Origin of the sequence: Kitasatospora sp. CM 4170 (assembly GCF_032110285.1) — a bacterium.
GTDB classification, from domain to species: domain Bacteria; phylum Actinomycetota; class Actinomycetes; order Streptomycetales; family Streptomycetaceae; genus Kitasatospora; species Kitasatospora aburaviensis.
This window is the reverse complement of sequence record NZ_CP134877.1, coordinates 260,158-285,807: the sequence shown is the minus strand read 5'-3', so window position 1 is coordinate 285,807 and position 25,650 is coordinate 260,158. Positions and strand designations below refer to the sequence as shown.

Sequence of the window (25,650 nt, the reverse complement as noted above, 5' to 3'; positions counted from 1 at the left end):
TGTGCCTCTCCCATACCCACGCCGCGTGCGGAGTCACCGCCCCGGTGGAGGCCAGTGGGGGACGGGCTGTCGACCCTGCTGTCGGGCGGCGGGGTGCCGTGGGTGAACGTGGGCCCGGACCGCTCGGCGGACGCTGTTGGTTAATGCGGGTCCTGATCATTTCGCCCCGCCGACCGATTGGTCGGCGGGCGAAGTGCTGTGAAGTGGCTGGTGCGGGTGCGGGCTCGGGGTGTGTCGGTGAGGTGGGCGTCGATGCGGGTGAGGTTGAGGGCGGCGCCGGTGAGCTGGTGCTGGAGGCTGGTCTTCGCGAGGCCTCGGTAGCGGGATCTGCGCATGCCGCAGCGTTGGACGCCTTGGGCGATGGTGCCTTCGACTCCGGCGCGGACCTTATAGCGCTCTTTCCAGTCGTCGGTCTGCTGCTCGGTCCTGGCGGCTTGCAGGGCGTGGTGTTCGTCGTGTCGGCGCAGGCGCAGTTCGCGTCGTGGGGCGTTGGGTGAGTTGATGCATGCCGTCCGGGCTGGGCAGGGACGGCAGTTGGTGGAGGAGAACCGCACCCGGATCACCGGCAGCCCGTGTTCGGAGAGCCGGCTACTCCAGTTGACGCTGGTGTGGCCGCCGGGGCAGGTGACCTGCTCGCGGTCCCAGTCGATGGTGAAGGCCTCCTGGCCGTGGCCGCCGGCCGGATCGCTCTGTGCGCTGGTGTTGGCCGCGACCGGTCCGTGCAGGGCGATGCCGTGCTCGCGCCGGGCCGCCGCGATCTGGGAGGCGGTGGGATACCCGGCGTCGACCCAGTGCTCGCCCGGCAGGCAGTCCCGCTCGGCGAGCGAGGCGTGGATCGTCTCGCTCATGACGCTGTCCGCGACGGTGGCGACGGTGGTGGCCACGTTCGTGACCAGGTTCGGCGCGTCGGGCTCGCAGGTCTCGGTCAGGTGGACCTTGTAGCCGTCCCAGATCAGCTCGTTCTTCCTGCCGCCGCGCGCCTCGGGGTCATACGGGGTGACCAGGCGCAGAGCGCCCGGCGGCCGGTCTTTTGGGTCCCGGCGCCTCACCTCGCCCTCGACCTGGTGGAAGTGCTGGAGCCAGACCCGGCGCAGGGTCTCCACCTCGGGCAGGTCCCGCGGCCCGGACGGCGCGCCGGGAGCGCAGAGCGCCTGGAAGAGCCGTGTCCCATCGGTGCCGATCCGCTGCCCGACCTCGACACGCTTCGCGTGCGCCTTGGGGAAGCGGGAGTCCTCGGCCCGGGTGGCGTAGTGCCGGAACCAGTCCGGCTCCGCGACATCCGCCAGCCATTCGGGGGCGGCCTGGGCGAGCGCGTTCAAGGCGGAGCGCAGGGTCTCCGAGACCATCTCCAGCCAGAACATCTCCCGGGCGGCGGACAGCACGTGGGTGGAGTCGGTGCGGGCACGGCCCGCAGTCTTCAGCAGGCCCTTGGCCCGGGCCGCGTCGAGGACGCCGTCCAGCACCCGCCGTCCGGCGTCCGCCTCGACCAGGCGGTCCCTGAACTCCGAGAGCACCGAGAAGTCGAAGCCGGGATCGCCGAGTTCCAGACCGAGGGCGTACTTGAAGTCGATCCTCGCCCGCACCGCCTCCGCGGCCTGCCGGTCGGTCAGCCCCTCGACGAACTGCAGCACCAACACCAGTGCGAGTCGGCCTGGCGACCACGCCGGCTTGCCCCGCGCCGGGAACAGATCGGCGAACCGCCCATCGCTGAACAGCACCCCGAGCTCGTCCCGGATCCGGATCGCCAGGCTTCCCTTCGGGAACGCTGCCCGCGCCACCCGCACCGTCTCCGCCGGCACCTCGCCCGGACCACCCGCACGCATCGACACCACGCACCCCCACAACGACGAACGCCGGTCTCCGAGAACAAGTCTCGGAGACCGGCGTCACTCAGCGCAGCCGATCAGTCACATTCGCCAACGGCGTCCGCTCGGCGGTCCGGGCCCACGTTGCCGTCAGTGGTCAGCCGGCGGCCGGTGACCACGTCGGCCACGAGGAAGGCGAGCAGGGTGACGCCCAGGACGGGCAGGGCCCAGCCGATGGCCGCCGTCAGCGGGATGCCGACGAGGAGGGCGGGCAGCGGCAGGCGTCGCCAGGCGCCCCGGGCGGGGGCCTTGCCGAGGCGGGCCGTGCGGTCGGTGCGGGTGGGGCGGCGCTGCCACCACATCCGGTAGCCGAGGACGGTGACGAAGCTCAGCCCGACGGCGAGGGCGGCGAGGGCGAGCTGGTTGGCGAGGCCGAACAGATTGCCCATGTGGCCCTGGACGCCGAGCTTGGAGAGCTTGGCCAGGAGCGGGTAGTCGGCCCAGCGGGTGTGGGCGGTGACCGTGCCGGTGGTGGTGTCGACGGCGACCTGGTCGTAGTGGACCGGCCAGGCGTTGTCCTTCTGCGCCACCGTCCAGGCGGACGCCCGGTCCTCGGCCGGGCTCACGGTGACGGTGCCGCCGAGCCCGGCGTCGCGGGCGGCGGCCAGGGCGGCGTCGAAGGCGGCCGGGTCGGGGTCGGCGGGCTCGGCCGCCGCGCCGCCGTGGCCTTCGTGGGCGGCGTGCCCGTCGGCGCCGGCGGCTTCGGCCGCGGGCTGGGCGCCGGGCAGGCGGGTGTCCAGCTCGGGGGCGTGGCCCTTGGCCGCGTCCAGGAGCTGGCCGAAGCGGTCGCCGGCGTAGTGCGACCAGGTCAGGCCGGTGGCGGAGAGGCCGAACAGGCCGAGCGCCAGCCAGACGCCGGTGGCGGCGTGCCAGCTGCGGGTGCGGCGGACGCCGCGGGCGGAGAGGTCGGGCAGGACGGCCCCGCGCACGGTGGCGGCGCGCTGCCCGCGGGCACGGGCGAGCCAGAGCACGAGGCCGCCGGCGACGACCACCCACAGCCAGCTCGCGGCGACCTCGGAGTAGAGGCGGCCCACCTCGCCGAGGTGGAGGTTGCGGTGCAGGTCGTCGAGCCAGGCGGTCAGCGGGGTCGAGCCCCACCAGGTGGTCAGGTCGCCCTTGACCTGGGCGGTGTACGGGTCGACGAAGACGGTGCGCTGCTTCTCGCCCAGCTCGGGCACGGACAGCACGACGCGGGTGGTGTCCTCCGGTCCGGGCGGGGTGACGACCGAGGCGAGGGTGCCTTCGGGGTAGGCCTGGCGGGCGGCGGCGATCTGTTCGGCGAGCGGGCGCACGGTGGTGCCGGTGTGGGCGACGGTCAGCTTGTCGCCGTAGACGAGCTGGTCGAGCTGGGGGGTGAAGGTGTAGGCGAGGCCGGTCAGGGCCGCGACGAGGAGGAACGGGGCGACGAGGATCCCGGCGTAGAAGTGCAGTCGCACCAGCAGGGCGCGCACCTCCCGCCAGGAGCGGACGGGCGCGGCGCTCTCCGCCTCCGGCGTGGGGGCGTGGGAGGGCGGGTGTTCGGTTGTCGTAGACATGTGAGGTTGTCCTTGCAGGTCGCGCCCGGTGTGGTCGGGCGCGGTGAGGCGTCGGGTGGTCGCGTACGCCGCGTCGTGCGGCGGGGCCGTGACGCCTTTCGGCGTCAGGCCCGGGCGGCCGGCGGGCCTCGTCGGGGCAAGGAGCGGGCGAGCAGTACGCCGATCGCGCACCGGGCGGGTGCCGGCGAGGGCGGGAGCGGGCGTTCGGGGACGAGGAAGGGGGCCCCGATCAGGCCCACGAGGAGGGGGAAGCGCGGGGGCACCGTCGGACGGGCGAGGCGGCGCAGCACCCGCTCCCCGTGGATGAGGCACAGGGCGCTGGCGGTCGTGGCCAGCGTGTGCCAGGCCGCCATCGAGCCGCCCGTGCCGTGTCCGCCCACGGCGGCCGGCAGCCCCAGGGCGTCGGAGGGCATCCCCGCCATGTCCTCCATGCCCATGCCCATGCCCATGCCCATGGCCATGCCCGTGTCCGTGCCGGCATGGGCCGGGCCGCACAGCCAACCCGAGAGGGTGGCCTCGGCGTGGGCGGGCGGGGCGAGCCGATGGAAGGAGTGGTGCAGGGTGATCTGCAGAAGGCCGAGGACCGTGACCACGGCCTCGAAGCGCCAACGGTGACGGCTGCCGGAGAGCGCCGCGCCCGGTACGGCGAGTGCCGCCAGGAGGACGGCGAGCAGGCCGGTCCCGGGCAGGTGCTCTCCGGCCGCGACATGGCCCGCGGCGGCCGGCAGCAGGCATGCCAGGGCGCCGATCAGACCCCATCGGGTCCGCCTCAGCCAGCCACCCGGTCCGCGCACCGGCACAACCTAACCGGCCAACGAGCCCGGTCGGTACAATTGTTCGATGCATCTTGACCTCCGTCCGGACACCTGGTAGGTCGTCAGCGGGCGGTGCCCGAGCAGTGGTTGCGCGACCAGGGCCGGCACGGTGCGGCCGGCCCGGCCGCACCGTGTGGCGGGGATCGCGATGGGGATGAATGCCTCGTCGGGGACTGCGGGGGCGAATTCAGGCGATGCCGAGGCGGTCCAGCAGCCCGGCCCTGGCCTGGGCGACGAGGTCGTGGAACCGGTCCTCGGTCGGGTCGGGGCGCGCCGCGGTGCGGCTCAGGACCGGACGACCACGCCCGCCCAGGCGCGGTTGCCGAAGAGCGTCTTGATGTCCGAGGCGAGCCCGTTGTCGGGGTTCACGTGGAGCCCGAGCTCGTAGAGGGTGTCCTTGTCCCAGTTGGTGGTGAGCAGCCGGACCGGGACGTCGCCGGGGTGGGCCTGGAGGGCGAGTTTGAGCTCGGCGACCGTGTTGGCGGTGATCCTTCCGAGCGGCACGGTGATCTGGACGGGCGGCTTGGTGCCGAGCTCGGCGGAGGAGACGTCGAGGGTGGTGATCTCCTGGCCGAAGATGCTCAGCGAGCCGTCGCGCTCGTTGAGGCGGCCGCGGACCGAGATGACGTTGTCCTCGATCATCTGCTCGGCCATGAGGTTGTAGGTCGCGGGGAAGAACAGCACCTCGACCGAGCCGTCCCGGTCGGCGAGGGTGATGATCGCCCAGGCGTTGCCGGCCTTGTTGATCCGGCGGTCGACGGCGGTGATCAGGCCGGAGAGGCGGACCTCGCCCTCGGTGCGGCCGGAGCCGAGGAGTTCGGCGATCGAGGTGTCGCGGTTCTGGGAGAGGATGTGCTCGGCGCCGTCCAGCGGGTGGCTGGAGACGTAGAGGCCGAGCATCTCCCGCTCCAGTGCGAGGAGTTGGCGGCGGGGCCACTCGCGGTCGGTGAGCTGGAGGTCGAGGCCGATGCCGCCGCCGTCGGCGGGGTCGAGGGAGCCGAACAGGTCGTCCTGGCCGATCGCCTGCTGCTTCTTGACCCCGGTGACGGCGTCGATCGCGCTCTCGTGGACGGTGCTGAGCGAGAGCCGGGTGTGCCCGAGCGAGTCGAAGGCGCCGGCCTTGACGAGGGAGTCGACGGTGCGCTTGTTGCAGACCACCAGCTCGACCTTGTCCAGGAAGTCCGGGAAGGAGGTGTACTTGCCGTTCTCCTTCCGGGTCTTCACCAGCGATTCGATGACCGGCACGCCGACGTTGCGCACGGCCTTGAGGCCGAAGCGGACGTCGCTGCCGACGGCGGTGAAGTCGACCACCGACTCGTTGACGTCGGGGGAGAGGATCCGGATGCCCATCTGCCGGCACTCGGCCAGGTAGACCGCCATCTTGTCCTTGTCGTCGGCGACCGAGGTGAGCAGTGCGGCCATGTACTCGGCGGGGTAGTTGGCCTTGAGGTAGGCGGTCTGGTAGGAGACCAGGCCGTACGCGGCGGAGTGCGACTTGTTGAAGGCGTAGCCGGCGAACGGGACCAGGACGTCCCAGACCGCCTGGATGGCCTCGTCGGAGTAGCCGCGCTCCTTGCAGCCGGCGTGGAAGGGGACGAACTCCTTCTCCAGCACCTCCTTCTTCTTCTTGCCCATCGCCCGGCGCAGCAGGTCGGCCTGGCCGAGCGAGTAGCCGGCCAGCACCTGGGCGGCCCGCTGGACCTGCTCCTGGTAGACGATCAGGCCGTAGGTGGGGCCGAGGACCTCGCTGAGCGGGGCCTCCAGCTCGGGGTGGATCGGGACGATCTCCTGCTGGCCGTTCTTGCGCAGCGCGTAGTTGGTGTGTGAGTTCATGCCCATCGGGCCGGGCCGGTACAGCGCCGAGACGGCGGAGATGTCGGCGAACTCGGTGGGCTTCATCAGCTTGAGCAGCGCGCGCATGGGGCCGCCGTCGAGCTGGAAGACGCCGAGGGTGTCGCCGCGGGCGAGCAGCTGGTAGGTGGTGGGGTCGTCGATCGGGATCTTCTCGATGTCGACGTCGACGCCCCGGTTGGCCTTCACGATCTTGATGCAGTGGTCGATGATGCCCAGGTTCCGCAGGCCCAGGAAGTCCATCTTGATCAGGCCCATGGCTTCGCACGACGGGTAGTCGAAGCCGGTGATGATCACGCCGTCCTTGTCCCGCATGTGCAGCGGGATCAGGTCGAGCAGCGGGGTGGAGGAGAGGATGACGGCGGCGGCGTGCACGCCGGTGCCGCGGATCAGGCCCTCGATGCCCCGGCCGGTGTCGATGATCTTCTTGACGTCCGGCTCGTTCTCGTAGAGCCCGCGGATCTCGGTGCCCTCGTTGTAGCGCGGGTGGCCCTCGTTGAAGAGGTCGGCCAGCGGGACGCCCTTGCCCATGACGTCCGGCGGCATCGCCTTGGTGATCCGGTCGCCCATCGAGAACGGGTAGCCGAGGATGCGGTTGGCGTCCTTGACGGCGGCCTTGGCCTTGATCGTGCCGAAGGTGTTCACCTGGGCGGTGTAGGCGGCGCCGTACTTCTCGGTGACGTAACGCACCATCTGGTCGCGCTGGCGGTCGTCGAAGTCGATGTCGACGTCCGGGGGGTTGATGCGCTCCGGGTTGAGGAAGCGCTCGAACAGCAGGTCGTGCTCCAGCGGGTCGAGCTGGGTGATGCCGGTCAGGTAGGCGACCATCGAGCCGGCCGCCGAACCGCGGCCCGGGCCGACCGGGATGCCGTTGTCCCGGCCGTACTGGCAGATGTCGGCGACCACGAGGAAGTAGGCGTCGAACCCCATCGGGGTGATCACGCCCATCTCCAGCTCGATCCGGTCCAGCACCTCCTGGCTCGGGCTGTCGCCGTAGCGGTGCTCGAGCCCGATCTCGATCTTCTTCCGCAGGTACGAGGCCTGGGTCTCGCCCTCGGGCACGTCGAACTGCGGCATCCGGTCGACGTAGGTGAAGACCTCCTCGTACGACTCGACCCGCTCGGCGATCGCCAGCGTGTTGTCGCACGCCTGCGGCAGCTCGCGGAACAGCTCGCGCATCTCGGCGGCGGTCTTCACGTAGTAGCCGGTGCCCTGGAACTTGAACCGGTTCGGGTCGTCCTTGTTCTTGCCCACGCCGACGCAGAGCAGGCTGTCGTGGGCGTCGGCCTGGTCGGCGGTCACGTAGTGGGAGTCGTTGGTGGCCAGCAGCGGGATGTCCAACTGCTTGGCCAGCCGGAGCAGGTCGGCGCGGACGGTGCGTTCGATGTCCAGGTCGTGGTCCATCAGCTCCAGGAAGTAGTTCTCCTTGCCGAAGATGTCCTGGTAGGCGCCGGCGGCCTTGACCGCCTCGTCGTACTGGCCGAGCCGCAGCCGGGTCTGCACCTCGCCGGAAGGGCAGCCGGTGGTGGCGATGATGCCCTCGGCGTGGGCGGCGATCAGCTCGCGGTCCATCCGCGGCTTCATGTAGTAGCCCTCCATGGACGCGAGCGAGGAGAGCCGGAAGAGGTTCCGCAGACCGGTCGGGTTCTGCGCCCACATCGTCATGTGGGTGTAGCGGCCGCCGCCGGAGACGTCCTTGCCGCCCTCGCCGTCGGCCCCGGTCGGACGCTGGCCGCCCGGGGACCAGAACACCTGCTTCTTCTCGAAGCGGGAGGCCGGGGCGACGTACGCCTCGATGCCGATGATCGGCTTGACCCCGGTCCTGGCGGCGGCGTGGAAGAACTCGTAGGCGCCGAACATGTTGCCGTGGTCGCTCATCGCGATGGCGGGCATGCCCTGTCTCTCCGCCTCGGCGAACAGCTTCCCGTTCTTCGCCGCTCCGTCCAGCATCGAGTACTCGGTGTGGACGTGCAGGTGCGCGAAGCTGTCGGACACGGCGCAGTGCTCCTCGGGGGTGAAACGTGGGCGGTGTGGAGTGCCCGCGGCGGGGCAAGTGGCCCACGCTAGCGCCTCGGCGCGCGCGACTCACCGAGCCGCGGCCCGGATGCCGTGCTGCACGGTGTTCACGTCCCCTCGGCGGCCGCGGGGCGCCGGAGCCGCCGCAGGTAGGGGTCGAAGGACGGGCGGCGTTCGAGGCGGATCCGTGCGTCCACGCACAGGGCGCCGTCCGGGCGGACGATGACGGGGTTGAGGTCGGCTTCGACCAGCTCCGGGAAGTCCTCGGCGAGCAGGGACAGCCGGGTGAGGACGGACCGCAGCGCGGCGAGGTCGACGGCCGTTCCGCCGCGCTGTCCCAACAGCAGCGGGGCGCTTCGGAGTTCGGTGACCATGGTGGTAAGGTCACGTTCGCTGAGCGGGGCGAGCCGGGCCACCCGATCGTCCAGCACGTCGGTGGCGGTGCCGCCGAGGCCGAGGACGATCAGCGGGCCGAAGACCTGGTCCTGGACCACGCCCGCGAGCAGTTCCACCCCCGGGGCGGCCATCGGCTGGACCACCGCTCCGGCCAGCTCGGCGCCGAACCGGCGCATGAACTCCCGGTATGCGGAGCGTACTTCGGCATCCTCGGCCAGGCCGGTGCGGACGGCGCCGGCAGCGCTCTTGTGGACCAGCCCGGGCCAGTACGCCTTCAGGGCCACCTTCCCCTCGTGCCCGAGGTTGCGCAGGGCGGTGGCGGCGGCGGAGGCCGTGGGTTCGTCGCGGGCCCACACCGTGGTGGTCAGCGGGAGCCCGTAGGACTCCAGCAGGTCGGCGGTGGACAGGGGGTCCAGCCAGCCTCCACCGGGGTGGGCGGTCAGGTAGCCGTCGACCAGGCTGCGGGCGGTGCGCCGGTCGCAGTCCGGGGCGTCGACGGGTGGGGAGGGCGGTTCGGCCAGCCATCGGGCGCGGTCCCGGGCGTGTGCGAGGGCGCGGGCGGCGGCCACGGGGTCCGAGTAGGCCGGTAGTGCGCCGCCGTCGGCGCAGGTGCGGTAGCAGACGGGTACCTGCTGGTCGAGGAGCACGGCGACGATCGGGACGCGGCGGCGGGCCGGGCCCTCCAGCAGGGCGTACACCGGGTCCTGGCCGGTGGAGGCTCCCAGCGCGGTCGGCACCAGGCAGACCAGGATGGCGTCGACGGCCAATTCGTTCTCCAACGCCCGGAGGAGGTTGGTGAGTTCGAGCGGATTCACCGCGGCGGTGGTGTCCACCGGGTTCCGGACCGAGGCGCCGGGTGGCAGCACCCCGCCGAGTTCTGCCGGGAGTTCGGGCAGTTCCAGTCCCGCCTCGGCGCAGGCGTCGGCGGCCAGGATGCCGATGCCGCCCGCGTTGGACACCACGGCCACCGCTCCGCGCGGCGCCGGCGGCGGCTGGGCGTGCAGCAGGGCGGCGGCCGCCACGAGTTCGTCGATGCTGCGGGTCGCGGTGATGCCGGCCTGCCGGAACAGTGCCTCCCGGGTGACGGTGGGGGTGGCGGCGGCCGCGGTGTGCGAGGCCGCACCCCGTCGACCGGCCGTGGAGCGGCCGGCGTCGACGGTGAGCACCGGGATGGTGCGGGTGACGCGGCGGGCGGTGCGGGCGAAGGCGCGCGGGCTGCCGAAGGATTCCAGGTGCAGCAGTGCGAGGTCGGTGCGGCCGTCCGACTCCCACCACTGGAGCAGGTCGTTGCCGCTCACGTCGTACTTGTCGCCGAGCGAGACGAAGCTGGACACCCCGACGCCCAGCCAGGCCAGCCGCTGCAGCAGCGCGATCCCCACGCCGCCGCTCTGCACGGCCACGCCGGCGGTGCCGGGCCTGGGGAAGGCGCCGCCGAACTCGGCGTCCAGGCGGACTGCGGGGTCGGTCTGGGCCATGCCCAGGCTGTTCGGGCCGACCAGGCGCATGCTGTGGCGACGGCAGGCCCGTACCAGCCCTCGGGCCTCCTGGGCGCCGAGGCCCGAGGTGAGCACCACCAACGCCCGGACCCCGGCGGCGCCGCATTCCTCGGCGACACCGGGGACGGCGTCGGCGGGCACGGCCAGTACGGCGAGGTCCGGTACTTCGGGCAGCGCGCGGACCGACGGGTACGCGGGCTCGCCGTCGACCTCCCCGGCGTGCGGGTTGACCGCCCGGACCGGGCCCGCGAAGCCGCCCTGCCGGATCTTGTCGAGGACGGTCCGTCCGACCGAACCAGGCCGCCGGGACGCCCCGACGACCGCGACCGAGGCCGGGCGCAGCAGGGTCGTCAGGCTGGCGACGTCGGCTCGGCGGCCGCGCTCGTCCACGGCGGAGCGGTAGCGCTCGTCGCGCTCGTCCAGTGGTACCCGGACCCGGACCTCGCCCTGCTCGTACCGGCGCTCGACGGGCAGCCCGAGGTGGGCGAAGACCCGGTGGACGGCCCGGTTGCCGGACAGCGTGTCGGCCTCGAAGAAGCGGACGCCGGCGGCGCGGGCGGCGTGCACCAGGTGTTCGAGCAACAGGGTGGCCGCACCGCGGTGGTGCCAGCGGTCGGCCACGGCGAGGGCCAGCTCCGCGGTCTCCGCCGGCTCGTCCAGCAGCTCGCAGTCCGCCTCGCCGATCAGTTCGTCGCCCGCCCAGGCGCCGAGCGCCAGCAGGCCGGTGCGCGGCGGCCCGCACAGCCGGTCGGCCGCCTGCTTCGGCGCGTTGCGGCTGACCCCGAAGAACCGCATCCGGAGACTGTCCTGCGACATCCCTTCGGCGTGCAGTTCGAGCACCGCCCCGTGATCGTCCGGGCTGAGCGGGCGGATCCCGACGGTGGTGCCGTCGGCCAGCAGGGCCTCGGCGTCGGTCTGCGTCGGTCGGACGGCGGACATGGCGCACCTCCTGTCTCCGTACCCAGCCTCGGCGCCCGCCCCGACCCTCGGAAGGGCCGACCGGCCCCGCCCACCCCGCCGACCTGCGCGGGCCGGCCGGGCGCCGCACTGTGCGGACCGGAGGCAGGCCGCGGCTCGGCACGGAGCTCGCGTGGTGCCCGTAGCCCCGCCCGCGCACGCTGTTCGCACGTGTTCGCGCGGGACCGGGGGACGGTCCGGCCCGGCGCGACCCGGAACCGTGCCCCGGAGTGGTCGCTCATAGTCGCCCGGACCATCCCGGTTCGATCCGCTCCCAGGCGGACTCCCAGCTCTGTCGGGCCCGCCGGTCCAGTCGGTGGCGGCGCGCCGCGAACCAGCCCGCTGTGGCGCACCCGAGTGCGGTGACCGTGCCGAGGCCCACCAGAGCCGTGTCCGAGACGATCAGTTCGTGCGGCCTCGGCGCGCCGGCCGGCTGTCCGGCATCGTTCAGCCCGATCGGGACGCCAGTGCCGGTGACCGTGCCGGACGGTACGGGGATGTAGCCCGACCCCGGCCCGACCGGGTACGTCCATCGGGCCGGGGCGTGTTGCCGCACGCTGCCGGGCCGGAGGTCGTCCGACTGTGCCGGGCCCGTGGTGACGGCGGTGACGACGTGCCGGTGGCGGGCGACCCGCGCCGCGTCGTGCGTCTCCGCCCGGTACACGAGCAAGGCCGTGACCACCGCCAGGACGAAGCCGACGAGCACCATCAGTGCCGCCCCGGCCACCAGGCGGCTGTACGCCCGGTCGAGCGGGCGGCAGAGCGGATTGTGATCCCGGCCGGTGGCCCGGCGCACGTGCCCGCGCAGGGACGTGTGGGAGGCAGGGTGCCTGCGCGTGGTGGCTGCGGCGGACATGACGCGCCTCCTCGGTGCCGGGACGGTTCTGCTCTCACGGGTCAGTCTTCCGAGTCGGCCGCGGTTCCCCGAGGGCCTGACGGCCCCGGTCCCCGGGCCCCGTGGGCCTTCGTCGGCAAGCCGGACGTCCCGGACGGGACTGTCCGCCCGGCCGTCGGGGACGACGGAATGCCGGGCACTGAGCCGGGCCCGGGACGAGCTCGGGCGCCGGCCGATAGCCCCACCGGCCCGCCGTCCGGACCCGACCGGCCCGCTGTCCGGACCCGACCGGCCCTCCTCCGCCCGCGCCGGGGCGACCGACCATGAAGGTGGCCGGGTTCCGGACAGAGCCGGTGACGGAACCCGTCGGGGCCCGGATGTGAACACGGAGGTTGTCATGAGGACCACAAACGGAGGCCAGCCGCACACTCAGCCCGGCGACTCCGCCGACCCCGGCGACCTCGGGCGTCGTGTGGCCCATCGCCGCGCCGAGCTCGGGCTCGCCCGTGGACTGGTGGCCGAGCGCAGCGGCCTGGACCCGGGCTTCCTGGAGTACCTGGAGACGCAATCCGTCCCGGTGGGCGTCGACACCCTCACCCGGCTCGCCGACGCCCTCGACACCACGGTCACCGACCTTCTGGGCGGAGGCCACAGTGCTCCCGTCGGCCGGTCCCGTGCCAACGCCCGAGTCCGGACGGAGGAATTGGACCGGGCCGCCTGCTGGGAGAAGCTCGGCCCCGGCGGCGTCGGCCGGGTGGTGCTGACGACATCACGCGGCCCGGCGGCGCTGCCCGTCAACTACCGTGTGCTGGACGCGACCGTCCTCTACCGCACCGTCGCCGGTGGCACGCTCGCCGGGGCGGCGGACAGCGAGGTCGCGTTCGAGGTCGACCAGTTGGACGAGACGTTCGCCACCGGCTGGAGCGTGCTGCTGAACGGCACCGTCTCGGTCGTCCCCGCCGAGGAGGCCGTGCGCCGGTTCCGCCGGCACGCAGACCCCCGCCCCTGGGCGGGCGGCACCCGGGACGTCTGGATGCGCATCAAGCCCGCCGTGATCACCGGCCGGATCATCCGTCCCGGGGGACCTCCGATCATCGGAGCGTCGGAGTAGGGCGGGCGCGAGTCCCGCGATGACCCCCTGGCCGGTGAGCGTACCGAACTCCCCTCCGACGGGGCGTCGTCATTGCCAGTGACCCGCTCAGAGGACTCCCCTTCGGCTACCGGTGGTCGTCCCTGCCGGAGCTCCCCGAGGGCTTCCCGGCCGACCTCCGCATGCCGGCGGGCTCGCACGGATCCGCATCGAGGCGTCCTCGGTGGGGCCTTGCGTGGTACTCGTGCGGCACGCGGCCCAACGTCCTAGATCCGGGTCTCGGGGTCGGGCCGGGAAGGTTGCTCTGCGGAGGTCCTGACGGCGTGGAGCGTGCCACGCAGCACGACGCCGACGCCGGGGGAGACGAGCGCCCAGTAGCGGCCGAAGCGGGCGTCGGACGCGGGGTCGGTGCAGGCGGTTCGGGCCTCGTAGGTGAGCAGGGAGCGGCTGGTGCCGTAGGGGTGGACGACGAGAGCGGCCGCCATCTTCGCCCAGTCCGGCTCGTCGAACGGTGTGAAGTCCCGCGATTCGACCCGCCGCCACTCGATCGAGGGCTGCCACGGTCTTCCGACCGCCCCGAAGACGAGCTCGCGCCCCGGATTCTCGCCGAGCGCCACCCAGGGCTGATCGCCCCAGGCTTCTCCGGGGGTGTCGAAGAGGTCGGCCACCCGCAGAGTCGGCGGGGTCGGTTCGGCTCGGCCACGGAGCCGGTCCGGCAGTCCGCGTGCCCACATGGCCGCGTTGAGGAGCGGGGAGTGGACGGTGAGCAGGTCCAGTCTTCGCGCGGCGTCGTAGGTGACGGGCGGTGCGGCGGCGATCGCCACGCTCTCGAGGCGGGAGTACCCGAACTCGGGCAGCACTCCGTCCAGGAGTAGCGGAGCACCAGCGGGATCGGCGGTCAAGTCGGGGTGCATCGCAGCCTCCGAGGTCGTGCGGTCGTACGGTCACAGAGCGTGGCCGAGCCGCGTGCGCAGGTCGTGCAACCGGCGGACCCGCCACTCGGGCACGATCACGGTGGCGCTCGGTTCACCCATGTGGTTCAACCGGTCCCGGGTGTACCAGCCGGCGGGGTCGCCCCCCCATCCGCACCGACCAGGGCCGGACCTGCTTCGGTGGCATCGGGAGGGTCGTGGCCATCGTCGGGGAACCGTCGGGCTCGGGGACGAGGTCATCGCCGGGACAGCCGCGGGCGGCCTCGTCAGGGGTCGCGCCCCAGGCCGGCCTCCTCGGCCGCAGTATCAGGCCGTGCAGGGCCAGGGCGACCACGGCGGACGTGACGGCGGTAGATCCCAGGGCGATCCGGTGTCCGCTCATACGTCGAGCGTTGCTCTCCCGACTCGGTGACGCCACCGGACAGCGGAACGTCGGTGCCGGGCGCGGGCCGACGGCCGCAGAGCCGTACCGCTGCGCCCCGGACGTGATCGCTCAGCGAGGACGCCGGAGCAGCGTGATGTCCTCCGCGATCCGCTCGGCGAGCGGTGTCACGACGGCTGCGACGGGTGCCGAGAGACCGGTGCCCAGGCTGCCGTCGGCCCCTTCCACGGCGTAGACGACCAGGTGCCGCGGCAGGCGGTCCAGTGCCCGGGCGAGCCCGACGGCCTCGCCCAGGCCGAGTCCGTGGGAACTCGTCGTACCGCCCGGCGGTGTCAGCCGGTCACCGGCCAGCTCCAGGCGGTGGACCCGGCCGGGGGATGCGGGGTGGGCGTGGGCGGCGTCCACCACGACGGCGAGTTCCGCGCCCTCCCACAGGCCGATCAGCCGGGCCGGCTCGCCGTCGCACACCCGCAGGGCGGTCCCGTGCGGCAGGGGTTCCTGCTCGGCCCGTTCCGCCAGGCGCGCCACGACGGCCCAGCCCACACCGTCATCGCGGCGGTACTCGTTCCCGACGCCGATGACGGTGATGCGTGAGGCGACGTTCATGCACCTCGCCCTTCCCGTACCCCGCGGCCGTCAGTCCCACTGCGGGGTGCTGCGGACCGTACGGGGAGCGGAGCCCGCCACCTGGACCACGCCGGGACGCCCGGCCGGGGGCGCGCACACATACTGGCCGGGACGGCTACGACTGGCCGGGGCGGTGTGACCGGTGCGCGGAGGTTGACGTGGCGGACGGCGCGGTGGTGATCGACCGGGACGGACTGGGCGCGCTGATCTCGGTCCTCGCCGGGCGCGGTCGCACGGTCGTGGGGCCGACGGTCCGCGACGGTGCGATCGTTCTGGCCGAGCTCTCGGATGGTGACGGGCTCCCGTACGGATGGGGCGTCGAGCTGGAGGCCGGGACGTATCGGCTGCGCGCCCGCGAGGACGGCGCCGTGTTCGCCCACAGCGCCGGCCCGCAGTCCTGGAAGACGTTCCTGCACCCGCCGCGGGAGCGCCAGTGGACGGCCGAGCGGTGCGCCGACGGTGGGCTGGTGATGACGGAGGAACGGACGTCGCCGCCCTCGTACGCCTTCCTCGGTGTCCGTCCCTGCGACCTGCGGGCCATCGCGATCCAGGACCGGGTGCTGACCGGCGGGATGTACACCGACCCGGCCTACCGCGGGCGCCGCGAACGGGCGTTCCTGGTGGCGGTGGAGTGCACCGAGCCGGGGGCCACCTGTTTCTGCGTGTCCATGGGTACCGGACCGGCCGTCGGGCCCGGTTATGACCTGGCGCTCACCGAGGTGCTCGACGCCGACGGCCACCGGTTCCTGCTGCGCGCCGGCAGCGAGGAGGGGGAGTCGGTGCTCGCGGAGCTGCCGAGCCGCCCCGCCGACGCCGCGACCCGGACGGCCGCCTCCGAGCGGGTCGCCGGTGCGGCCGACCGGATGGGCCGCACCATGCCGCCGGTGGACCTGCAGGTGCTGATGCGTGAGACCCTCACGGCCGAGCGCTGGAACGACGTCGCGGCACGTTGCCTGACCTGCGGCAACTGCACGATGGTCTGCCCCACCTGCTTCTGCACCACCGCCGAGGACGTCACCGACCTGACGGGCGACCACGCCGAGCGGTGGCGGCGCTGGGAGTCCTGCTTCGACCTGGACTTCTCCCACCTCCAGGCGGGCCCCGTCCGCGCCACCCCACGCAGCCGGTACCGGCAGTGGGCCACCCACAAACTGGGCACCTGGTACGACCAGTTCGGCAGCTCGGGTTGCGTCGGCTGCGGGCGCTGCATCGTGTGGTGCCCGGTCGGCATCGACATCACCGAGGAGGCCCACGCGCTGCACCGCGAGCGGGAGGCGGCCGGGTCGTCGGGGGAGGAGGGCCCGTCGTGACCGTCGCCCGCCACGGATTCCTCGGTGCCCTGCCGCCCGGTCACCGCGACCGCCTGCTGGGCTTCTCCCACGAGGTGACCTTCCCCGGCGGGACCCGCGTCTTCGAGGAGGACGGCGTCGCCGACCGGTTCTGGATCATCGGCTCCGGCAGCGTCGCGCTCGACGTTCACGTTCCGAGCCGGCGCGAAACCGTGGTGGAGACGCTCGGCGAGGGCGATCTGCTCGGCTGGTCCTGGCTGTTCGAACCGTACCGCTGGCACCTCGGCGCGCAGACCCGTGGCACCGTCCTGGCGTCCGAGTTCGACGCGGAGCGCATCCGCGCCGCGTGCGAGGAGGACCCCGCGTTCGGCCTTGCGGTGACGAGCGGTGTCGCCCGGGTCATCGCCCGGCGGCTGGAGGCCACCCGCACCCGCCTGCTCGACCTGTACGGGCACCCCGGAGACGGCGGGGCGCCATGACGACTCCCCTCCCGTACCGGGTGGTCGAACGCCGGGCCGAGACACCCGACACCGCCACGGTCGTCCTGGAGCCCGCCGGCGTACCCCTCCAGCCGTTCACCCCGGGGCAGTTCGCCATGGTGTACGCCTTCGGCATCGGGGACGTCCCGCTCTCGGTCAGCGGCCTCGACGGACAACGGCTGACCCACACCGTCCGTGCGGTCGGCGCGGTCTCGGGCGCGCTGCACGGCCTGCGGCCCGGCGCGACGGTCGGCGTACGCGGCCCCTTCGGCACCGGATGGGAGCTGCCCGCCGCGGCGGGGCTCGACCTGCTGGTGGTCGCCGGCGGCATCGGCCTGGCGCCGCTGCGCCCGGTGGTCCGCGCCGCGCTCACCGGGTCCGGGCGGAACGGGCGGCTGAACGTCCTGATCGGGGCTCGTACACCCGCTGATCTGCTCTTCGCCGAGGAGGTTCACGGTTGGCAGGCGGCGGGGAAGGCCGCGGTCACCGTCGACCGACCCGACGCGCGGTGGCAGGGCGAGGTCGGCGTCGTCACGAGCCTGCTCGACCGGGCCGAGTTCGACCCGCAGGAGGCGGCGGCCTTCGTCTGCGGCCCGGAGCCGATGATCCGGGCCACCGCCCGTGACCTGGTGCAGCGCGGCGTCGACCCGGACCGGATCAGGGTCTCGCTGGAGCGCACCATGCACTGCGGGACGGGCCACTGCGGGCACTGCCAGCTCGGCCCCCTCCTGCTCTGCCGCGACGGTCCGGTCGTCAGCTGGACGCGAGCCCGACCTCTGCTGGCAGTCAGGGAGTTGTGACCATGCCGAGCAGCGCCGACCGGCGACCGACCTTGGCCGTGTGGAAGTTCGCCTCCTGCGACGGCTGCCAGCTCACCCTGCTGGACTGCGAGGACGAGCTCCTTGCGATCGCCGAGCAGGTGGAGGTCTCGCACTTCCTGGAGGCCTCCAGTGTGAGCGGCCCGGGCCCGTACGACCTCTCGCTCGTCGAGGGCTCGGTCACCACCCCGCAGGACGCCGAGCGGATCCAGCACGTCCGCGCGGTCTCGCGGCGCCTGGTCACCATCGGCGCCTGCGCCACCGCCGGCGGCGTCCAGGCGCTGCGCAATTACGCGGACGTGGCCGAGTTCCGGGCCGTCGTCTACGCGCGCCCGGACTACATCGACACGCTCGCCACCTCCACGCCGATCAGCGCCCACGTCCCCGTCGACTTCGAACTGCGCGGCTGCCCCATCGACCGGCGCCAGCTCGTCGAGGTGATCACCGCCTACCTGGCCGGCCGCACGCCGGACGTCCCCGCGCACAGCGTCTGCTTCGAGTGCAAGCAACGCGGCACGGTCTGCGTGACCGTGGCCCACGGCACCCCCTGCCTCGGCCCGGTCACCCACGCCGGCTGCGGCGCGCTCTGCCCCGCGTACGACCGCGGCTGCTACGGCTGCTTCGGACCCTCGAACTCCACGAACCTCCCCTCCTTCATCCCGCTGCTGCGCCGCGACGGCATGGACACCCTCGACGTGGTGCGGGTACTGCGCACGTTCAACACCGCCGCCCCCGAGTTCGACGCGGCCGCCAGGAAGGAACTGGAACGGTGACCCACCGCGGCTCCAGGACGCTCCACGTCGGGTCGCTCGCCCGCGTCGAGGGCGAGACCGCGCTGCACCTGCGCACGGACGGCGGCGAGGTCACCGAGGCCCGGCTGGCGATCTACGAACCCCCGCGGTTCTTCGAGGCGTTCCTCCGCGGACGCTCGTACACCGAACCGCCCGACATCACCTCCCGGATCTGCGGGATCTGCCCGGTCGCCTACCAGATGAGTGCCTGCCGCGCCGTGGAGGACGCCTGCGGTGTCACCGTCGACGGGCAGTTGGCCGCGCTGCGCCGGCTGCTCTACTGCGGTGAGTGGATCGAGAGCCAGACGCTGCACATCCACCTCCTCCACGCACCCGACTTCCTCGGCTGCGACAGCGCCATCGACCTGGCCCGCACCCACCGCGCCGACGTCGAACGCGGCCTCCGGCTCAAGCAGGCCGGCAATACGATCATGGAGCTGCTCGGCGGCCGGGCGATCCACCCGGTCAACGTCCGCCTCGGCGGCTTCCACCGGACCCCGACCGCGGCCGAACTGCGGCCACTGGCCGAGCGGCTGCGCCGCGCCCGGGACGACGCACACCAGACGGTGCGCTGGGTGGCGGGTTTCGACTTCCCCGACGCCGGGTGTGACCACGACCTTCTCGCGCTGGCCGTCCCGGGGAGCTACGCCATCGAGTCGGGCACCCCGACGGTCATGCCGGCGCCGCAGGCCGCCGGGCTGCCGGCCGGGTCCGACCGCGCACTTCCCACGCGCACCTTCACGGTCTGTGACTTCGGCGATCACGTCGTCGAGAACCAGGTGCCCCACTCCACCGCGCTCCAATCACTGCTGGACGGCCGCCGTCATCTCACCGGCTCGCTCGCCCGCTACGCGATCAGCGGGCGCTGGCTCTCCCCGACCGCCGTCCAGGCGGCCCAGGACGCCGGACTCGGTGACCCACGCCGGGGCATCGTCTGTCGCAACCCCTTCCGGAGCATCGTCGTCCGGGCGGTCGAGGTGCTCTACGCGGTCGACGAGGCGTTGCGCATCATCGACGCGTACGAACGCCCACCGCGTCCCCACGTCGACGTGTCACCACGGGCGGCCACGGGGCACGGCGCGACCGAGGCACCGCGAGGCCTCCTCTACCACCGCTACGCCGTCGACGGTGAGGGGACCGTCACCGACGCCGTCCTGGTCCCTCCGACCGCGCAGAACCAGGGCGCGATCGAGGCGGACCTGCGCCGCGTCGTGCAGGAGCGTCTCGGACGGGGCGAGGTCACCGACGCCGAACTGACCGCCCTGTGCGAACGGGCGATCCGCAACCACGACCCGTGCATCTCGTGCTCGGCCCACTTCCTCGACCTCACCGTCGAGCGCACCGCGGCCCGCGACTGAACCGGCAGCGATGCTGCGTTCGGATGCCGCCCCCGTGCGTCCGGAGAGACCGTGCGGGTGTCAGAGAACGCACCGCGCCGGATCCGCCTGGTCTGCGACCGGGCCGGGCAAGGCCCGCCGCCGTCAGGTGTGCCGCTCCGGAGGTGACGGCCGTGGCAGGCACCGAGACGTCGCCCGTCCGGGTGACTCCGTCCCGGCCCGGCGCAGGTATCCGGACGCCGGGAGTCCAAGACGCCGGAGGGAGCTCGTCACAACTGTGCGATCCGCCAGGGAATCAGGCGCCTCGGCTGCGTTCGACTGTGGGGTCCACCAGAACCGACGGCCGGTCCGTCGGTCGTGACAACCCGAAAATCTCTGCGAAACACAGTGGTGCTCCGATGTGCAGGACTCGACGGGCAGAGGGCCCGACCGTGCTCCCGGAGCGGGTACGGTCGGACCCCCCCGGGACAGTGGCGACGACGCCGCTGGGCCGGCCCGCCGCCCCCTGCCCGCCATGACGGCGCGTGCCCGCACCTCGCGAACCACCCAGGAGCGTCCGATGAACCTCGCCCCACGAGAGATCGACAAGCTGTACGTCTACGTGGTGGCCGACCTCGCCCGCCGCCGGCGCGCGCGAGGCGTGAAGCTCAACTACAGCGAGGCCGTCGCCCTGATCAGCGAGGCGCTCCTGGAGGGGGCTCGGGACGGCCTCTCGCTGGCCGAATGCATGGAACTCGGCAGGACGGTCGTCAGCGCCGACCAGGTCCTGCCCGGGGTGCGCGAGATGCTCCCGCTGCTGCAGGTCGAGGCGGCGTTCGCGGACGGCACCAAGCTCGTCTCCTGCCACGACCCGATCGGTGCCTGAACCGTGCGGCCCACGCCCCGACCGTACGGGCGTCCCGCAGCCACCCTCGTCCTGGTCGGCGGCCACGAGAGCCGTGGCGCCCGCGACCTGACCGACCTCGCCGAACGGGCCGGCGCGCTCCGCGCCGTCCCGGTCGGGCGCGAGCTCACCCGGGTCGTCGCGGACGCCCTCGCGTCCGGCACGGAGCCGGTGTGCGTGGTCCCGATGACCCTGGGCCGCGACCGCGCGCTCGTGACGGACACGGCCCGCGCGATGCAGTGGCTGACCCGGTCGGCCGGTGCCGAACGGGTCGCCCTCGCCCAGCCGTTCGGCACGATCACACACCTCGTCGGCTGGCTCCGTGTCGCCGCCGGCGCCCGCCGCGACGCGGACGCCCTGCTGGTCACCGCCCCCTCCGCCGGACCCGACGAGGACGCGGAGCTGTACCGGACTGGTCGGCTGGTGCGCCAGTTCGGCACCCACCGCATGGTCGAGGTGGCCTTCGACGACGGTGATCCGGACGTCCCCGAGGGCATCGACCGTTGCCGTCGGCTCGGCGCCCGCCGCGTGGCCCGGGTTCCCGCCGGGTTCGACGGACCGCTGCTGAGCATCCGGGCGGCGGCCGAGGTGCTGCACGCCCGGACCGCCCGAGCCCTGCACCTGCTCGGACACGGCGACAACGGCATCGCCTCCGCGCTCGCCGGCGATCACGGCCACTCCCACCCCCATCCGCACTGACCCCACCCCGAGCACGTCGCCGATGCGCGACCGGAGGAGAGACACCATGGCAGGAAGAGCCGCATACCTCTGCGGGGACGATCCGATCGAGATCAACGCCGGCCGGGCGAGAGTCGTGCTCACCGTGAGCAACACGGGCGACCGCGCCGTCCAGGTCGGCTCGCACTACCACTTCTTCGAGGTCAACCGGGCGCTGTCGTTCGACCGCTCCCAGGCCTACGGCATGCACCTGGACCTGCCGGCCGGGACCGGCCTCCGGTTCGAACCGGGCGACACCCGCGAGGTCGAGCTGGTGGCGTACGGCGGCCAGCGGCGGCTGGTCGGCTTCAGCGCGCTGGTCGACGGCGGGCTCGGCTCGGCGGACACCCGGGCCTCGGCGCTGCGCCGCGCCGAGGCGCGCGGCTTCCTCGGTGTCCGGCGCGAGGACGGGACGGCGACGGCGGTACCGGCCCGGCACCAGGGCGAGGAGGGCGGGGTCTGATGGCGATCATCTCCCGCAGGCAGTACGCGGACCTGTTCGGGCCCACCGTGGGCGACCGCTTCCACCTGGCCGACACCAACCTGGTCGTCGAGATCGAGAAGGACTTCAACGAGGGCCACTACGGGGACGAGGCGGTCTACGGCGGCGGCAAGGTCATCCGGGACGGCATGGCGCAGGATCCGGCGGCGACCTCCGTGCAGGGCGCGCTCGACCTGGTCATCACCAACGTCATCGTGCTCGACCCGGTGCTCGGCGTCGTCAAGGGCGACATCGGCGTCAAGGACGGCTTCATCACCGCCATCGGCAAGGCCGGCAACCCCCGGCTGCAGAACGGCGTGCACCCGAAGCTGGTGATCGGCCCCGGCACCGACGTGATCGCCGGCGAGCACCTGATCGCCACCGCCGGCGGCATCGACACCCACATCCACTTCATCGCCCCGCAGCAGGTCCAGGAGGCCCTGAGCAACGGCATCACCACCCTCATCGGCGGAGGCACCGGCCCCTCCGACGGCACCAACGGCACCACCTGTACCCCCGGCCCCTGGAACATCCACCGGATGTACCAGGCGGTGGACGACCTCCCGGTCAACGTCGGCCTGTTGGGCAAGGGCAACGCCTCGCTGCCGCAGGCGCTGCGCGAGCAGGTCGAGGCCGGGGTCTGCGGGCTGAAGGTGCACGAGGACTGGGGCACCACCCCGGCCGCGATCGACACCGCGCTGCGCGTCGCCGACGAGTACGACGTGCAGGTGGCCATCCACACCGACACCCTCAACGAGTCCGGCTTCTTCGAGGACACCCTCTCGGCGATCGACGGCCGGACCATCCACACCTTCCACACCGAGGGTGCGGGCGGCGGCCACGCCCCGGACATCATCCGGATCGCCGCGGAGCCCAACGTCCTCCCGTCCTCGACCAACCCGACGCTCCCGTACACGGTGAACTCGGTCGACGAGCTGCTCGACATGGTGATGGTCTGCCACCACCTCAGCCACCACGTCCCCGAGGACGTGGCGTTCGCCGAGTCGCGGGTGCGCGCGGAGACCGTGGCCGCCGAGACCGTCCTGCACGACGAGGGTGTCATCTCGATCTTCTCCTCGGACTCCCAGGCCATGGGCCGGATCGGCGAGTCCTTCACCCGTGCCTTCCAGACCGCCCACCACTGCAAGGACCGACGCGGCAAGCTCGCCGGCGACTCCGAGCGCAACGACAACGCCCGTGTCCTGCGCTACCTCGCCAAGCTCACCGTCAACCCGGCGATCGCCGCGGGGATCGCCGACCACGTCGGCTCGCTGGAGCCCGGCAAGCTCGCGGACATCGTGCTCTGGCCGATCAACTCCTTCGGGGCCAAGCCGAAGTCGGTGGTCAAGGGCGGCATGCTCGTCTGGGCCCTGATGGGCGACCCGAACGCCTCGCTGCCCACCACCCAGCCGATGTACTACCGGCCGATGTTCGGCGCGTTCGGCCGGGCCCGGCAGGCCACCCGGGTGTCGTTCATGTCCCAGGCCGCCGTGGATCGCGGTGTCCCGGCCGAACTCGGCCTGGAGAGCCGGGTGTTGCCGGTACGGCGGTGCCGCACGGTCGGCAAGCAGCACATGGTGCGCAACGACGCCCTGCCGGACATCCAGGTGGACCCGGAGACCTACAGGGTCACCCTGGACGGCGAGCCCGCCACCATCGAGCCCGCCCGCGAACTGCCGCTCAACCACCTGTTCTACCTCGCGTGAGCGCGGACCTCGACACGCTGCTGGTCTGCCTGCAGCTCACGGACTCGGCCTTCCCCAGCGGCCTGTACACGCTCTCGCACGGCTTGGAGGGCTTTGCCCAGGCCAAGGCGGTGGACCAGGACGGCCTGCCCGGCCTGCTCGCCGACCTGCTACGCCATTCGGTCGGCCCGGCGGACGCCACCGCGCTCGCCCTGGCGCACCGGGCGGCCGGGGAGGCGGACTGGGCGACCGTGGCCGAGGTGGACCGGCGGCTGTTCGCGAGCAAGCTCAACCGCGAGCAGCGACTGGCCGCCACCCGCACCGGCCGCCAGCTGCTGGACACCGCCCGGCTCACGCTCGGCGGCGAGATGCTGGATGCCTACGCGGAGTTGATCGCCGACCGGCGGGCCCCGGGCTGCCACCCGGTGGCGGCCGGCGTGGCGTACGCCGCGGGCCGGGTGCCCACCGAACACGCCGTCGCGAGCGACCTCTTCGCCTTCGCCGTCAGCTTCGTCGGTGCCGGCCTCCGGCTGCGGCTGACCGACCACCGAAGGGCCCAGCGCACCCTGCGGGAGACCGCCCCGGTGATCGCCGAGGTCACCGCTGCCGCGCTGGAGCGGGAACTGACGGACCTGGGCGGCTGCGTCCCGGTGGCGGACGTGATGGCGGGCCACCACGAACGGGCGAACGCCCGGCTGTTCGCGAGCTGACGCTCGCTTCACGACAACATATCGGACGACACGTCAAGGGAGTTGGACGGGATGACGGACGACGTACTGCGCATCGGGATCGCGGGCCCGGTGGGCTCGGGGAAGACGGCGCTGATCGAGGCCCTGGTGCCGGTGCTGATCGCCCGGGGGCGGCGGCCCGCGGTGATCACCAACGACATCTACACCCAGGAGGACGCCGAGCACGTGCGCCGCAATCTGGCCGGGCTGCTCGACCCCGAGCGCGTGGTCGGCGTGGAGACCGGCGCCTGTCCGCACACCGCGGTCCGGGACGACCCGACCATGAACCTGGCCGCCGGCGCCGAACTGCTGGAACGGTTCCCGGACGTCGACACGCTGCTGTACGAGTCCGGCGGCGACAACCTCACCCTGACCTTCAGCCCGGTGCTGGTCGACATGTTCTTCTTCGTGCTGGACACCGCCGAGGGCGAGAAGATGCCCCGCAAGCGCGGCCCGGGCATCACCGACTCCGACGTGCTGGTGATCAACAAGATCGACATCGCCCAGTACGTCCGCACCGACCTCGCGGTGATGACCACCGACGCCGACCGGGTGCGCGAGGGCCGCCCGGTGGTGCTGACCAACAGCCTGACCGGTGAAGGCCTGGACCGGGTCGCCGACCTGCTGGAGTCGTACCGCCGGGTGGCCGTGTGATCACCGTTGACGGGCTCGACAGGCTCGCCCCGGCCCACTACGAGCCCGGGAGCGTGCCCCGTGCGGTGCGCCGCCACGCCGGCCGGCCGGACGCGCTCCCGGTCGGCCGGCCCGGCAAGATCGGCCTGCTGGAACTGGACTTCGAGCGGGTCGGCGGCCGGACCGAACTGGTCCACCGGTACCAGAAGTCCCCGCTGCAGATCATGCGCCCGCTGCACTTCGACCCGGCACGCCCCGACCTCGCCGTCACCTTCCTGATGTCCACCGGCGGTGGCATCGTCCAGGCGGACCGGCTCCGGCTGGACCTGCGGTGCGGGGCGGACAGCGCCGTCCACCTCACCACCCAGGCCGCCACCAAGCTCCACCGGATGGACGCCGACTACGCCACCCAGCAGGTCCACCTCACGGCGGCGGACGGCAGCTTCGTCGAGTACCTGCCCGAACCGACCATCCCGTACCGCGATTCGCGCTTCTACCAGCGCACGGTGATCACCGCCGCGCTCTCCGCCACCGTGCTGGCCGGGGAGACCGTGCTGGCCGGCCGGCTGGCCCGTGGCGAGCGCAACGCCTACCAGGTCTTCGCCACCGACCTCGAATGGCGCCGGCCCGACGGCCGGCTGTTCGCCCTGGACACCGTCCGCTTCGAGCCGCGCGGCAGCGGGGTGACCGGCCCGGCCGTGCTGGCCGGGCACGACCTGGTGTCCACCTTCTACGCCGTCAGCTCGGCGGCGCCGGCCCGGGAGATCGCCGACACCCTGCACGGGTCGCTGGCCGGCAGCGGTCTGCCGTACGGGGTCAGCGTCCTGCCCGAGGACAGCGGCGCGTGGCTTCGCGTCCTCGGCAGTGACCCTCCCGCCGTCGCCGGGGCGGTCCACCGGGCCTGGGACGCCGTCCGCCGGCTTCTGATCGGGGCGCCGGCCCCGGCGCTGCGCAAGTGCTGACCGGCGGCCCGAGCGTAGGGGTCCCGTTGCGGGGCCGACGGAGCCCTTCG

Annotated in this window: 21 protein-coding genes; 13 read left to right on the top strand and 8 right to left on the bottom strand. The window is 72.9% G+C overall.

The genetic code is table 11. The features are described from left to right. Positions 1-140: 140 nt before the first annotated feature. From RMN57_RS01290 to RMN57_RS01265, 6 genes are all read right to left on the bottom strand, one after another. Positions 141-1,829, bottom strand: a complete 1,689-nt coding sequence (locus RMN57_RS01290; RefSeq protein WP_313761467.1) for an IS1182 family transposase — start codon at positions 1,827-1,829, stop codon at positions 141-143. A gap of 74 nt (positions 1,830-1,903) precedes the next feature. Then, positions 1,904-3,400 (bottom strand): PepSY domain-containing protein, encoded by a 1,497-nt coding sequence (locus RMN57_RS01285; protein WP_313761466.1) that lies wholly within the window; start codon positions 3,398-3,400, stop codon positions 1,904-1,906. Between the two features lie 104 nt (positions 3,401-3,504). Next, complete coding sequence (locus tag RMN57_RS01280) at positions 3,505-4,194, bottom strand: hypothetical protein (RefSeq protein ID WP_313761465.1); 690 nt, start codon at positions 4,192-4,194, stop codon at positions 3,505-3,507. Positions 4,195-4,500: 306 nt separating this feature from the next. Further along, positions 4,501-8,061 carry a DNA polymerase III subunit alpha gene (dnaE, locus tag RMN57_RS01275; RefSeq protein WP_313761464.1) on the bottom strand — a complete coding sequence of 1,187 codons (3,561 nt, stop codon included), beginning with the start codon at positions 8,059-8,061 and terminating at the stop codon, positions 4,501-4,503. 128 nt (positions 8,062-8,189) lie between these two features. Continuing rightward, a complete protein-coding gene (locus RMN57_RS01270) occupies positions 8,190-10,913 on the bottom strand; it encodes a GNAT family N-acetyltransferase (protein ID WP_313761463.1) in 2,724 nt (907 codons plus the stop codon). A 256-nt stretch (positions 10,914-11,169) separates the two neighbouring features. Next, positions 11,170-11,787 carry a hypothetical protein gene (locus RMN57_RS01265; RefSeq protein ID WP_313761462.1) on the bottom strand — a complete coding sequence of 206 codons (618 nt, stop codon included), beginning with the start codon at positions 11,785-11,787 and terminating at the stop codon, positions 11,170-11,172. Positions 11,788-12,163: 376 nt separating this feature from the next. Between RMN57_RS01265 and RMN57_RS01260 the strand changes: the two genes are divergently transcribed. After that, the gene (locus tag RMN57_RS01260; RefSeq protein ID WP_313761461.1) at positions 12,164-12,877 is read left to right on the top strand and encodes a pyridoxamine 5'-phosphate oxidase family protein; all 714 of its coding nucleotides are present in this window, start codon (positions 12,164-12,166) and stop codon (positions 12,875-12,877) included. Between the two features lie 245 nt (positions 12,878-13,122). Here RMN57_RS01260 and RMN57_RS01255 read toward each other — a convergent pair whose 3' ends face one another. Further along, complete coding sequence (locus RMN57_RS01255; protein WP_313761460.1) at positions 13,123-13,770, bottom strand: hypothetical protein; 648 nt, start codon at positions 13,768-13,770, stop codon at positions 13,123-13,125. Positions 13,771-14,281: 511 nt separating this feature from the next. Continuing rightward, positions 14,282-14,776: a hydrogenase maturation protease gene (locus RMN57_RS01250; protein WP_313761459.1), complete on the bottom strand. Its 495-nt coding sequence runs from the start codon at positions 14,774-14,776 to the stop codon at positions 14,282-14,284. Between the two features lie 179 nt (positions 14,777-14,955). Between RMN57_RS01250 and RMN57_RS01245 the strand changes: the two genes are divergently transcribed. From RMN57_RS01245 to RMN57_RS01190, 12 genes are all read left to right on the top strand, one after another. Beyond that, positions 14,956-16,107 carry a 4Fe-4S dicluster domain-containing protein gene (locus RMN57_RS01245; RefSeq protein WP_313761458.1) on the top strand — a complete coding sequence of 384 codons (1,152 nt, stop codon included), beginning with the start codon at positions 14,956-14,958 and terminating at the stop codon, positions 16,105-16,107. Continuing rightward, positions 16,104-16,565: a cyclic nucleotide-binding domain-containing protein gene (locus RMN57_RS01240; RefSeq protein ID WP_313761457.1), complete on the top strand. Its 462-nt coding sequence runs from the start codon at positions 16,104-16,106 to the stop codon at positions 16,563-16,565. The genes RMN57_RS01245 and RMN57_RS01240 overlap by 4 nt, the downstream gene beginning before the upstream one ends. Further along, positions 16,562-17,365, top strand: a complete 804-nt coding sequence (locus RMN57_RS01235) for an FAD/NAD(P)-binding protein (RefSeq protein ID WP_313761456.1) — start codon at positions 16,562-16,564, stop codon at positions 17,363-17,365. Before RMN57_RS01240 ends, RMN57_RS01235 begins: the two co-directional genes overlap by 4 nt. A 2-nt stretch (positions 17,366-17,367) precedes the next feature. Then, a complete protein-coding gene (locus RMN57_RS01230; RefSeq protein WP_313761455.1) occupies positions 17,368-18,156 on the top strand; it encodes an oxidoreductase in 789 nt (262 codons plus the stop codon). Further along, positions 18,153-19,532: a nickel-dependent hydrogenase large subunit gene (locus tag RMN57_RS01225; protein WP_313761454.1), complete on the top strand. Its 1,380-nt coding sequence runs from the start codon at positions 18,153-18,155 to the stop codon at positions 19,530-19,532. The genes RMN57_RS01230 and RMN57_RS01225 overlap by 4 nt, the downstream gene beginning before the upstream one ends. Before the next feature lie 538 nt (positions 19,533-20,070). Next, entirely contained in the window at positions 20,071-20,376 is a 306-nt protein-coding gene (locus RMN57_RS01220; RefSeq protein WP_313761453.1) for an urease subunit gamma, read from the top strand. Positions 20,377-20,379: 3 nt separating this feature from the next. Beyond that, positions 20,380-21,093: a cobalamin biosynthesis protein CbiX gene (locus RMN57_RS01215; protein ID WP_313761452.1), complete on the top strand. Its 714-nt coding sequence runs from the start codon at positions 20,380-20,382 to the stop codon at positions 21,091-21,093. Between the two features lie 46 nt (positions 21,094-21,139). Continuing rightward, positions 21,140-21,574, top strand: coding sequence for an urease subunit beta (locus tag RMN57_RS01210; RefSeq protein ID WP_313761451.1), 435 nt, complete (start codon positions 21,140-21,142; stop codon positions 21,572-21,574). Next, on the top strand, positions 21,574-23,298 hold the full coding sequence (ureC, locus tag RMN57_RS01205; protein WP_313761450.1) for an urease subunit alpha: 1,725 nt from the start codon (positions 21,574-21,576) through the stop codon (positions 23,296-23,298). Before RMN57_RS01210 ends, ureC begins: the two co-directional genes overlap by 1 nt. Further along, a complete protein-coding gene (locus tag RMN57_RS01200; protein ID WP_313761449.1) occupies positions 23,295-23,987 on the top strand; it encodes an urease accessory UreF family protein in 693 nt (230 codons plus the stop codon). The genes ureC and RMN57_RS01200 overlap by 4 nt, the downstream gene beginning before the upstream one ends. Positions 23,988-24,038: 51 nt before the next feature. Beyond that, positions 24,039-24,659, top strand: coding sequence for an urease accessory protein UreG (gene ureG / locus RMN57_RS01195; protein ID WP_313761448.1), 621 nt, complete (start codon positions 24,039-24,041; stop codon positions 24,657-24,659). Further along, positions 24,656-25,600: an urease accessory protein UreD gene (locus RMN57_RS01190; RefSeq protein ID WP_380236966.1), complete on the top strand. Its 945-nt coding sequence runs from the start codon at positions 24,656-24,658 to the stop codon at positions 25,598-25,600. Before ureG ends, RMN57_RS01190 begins: the two co-directional genes overlap by 4 nt. The last annotated feature ends 50 nt before the right edge of the window (positions 25,601-25,650 follow it).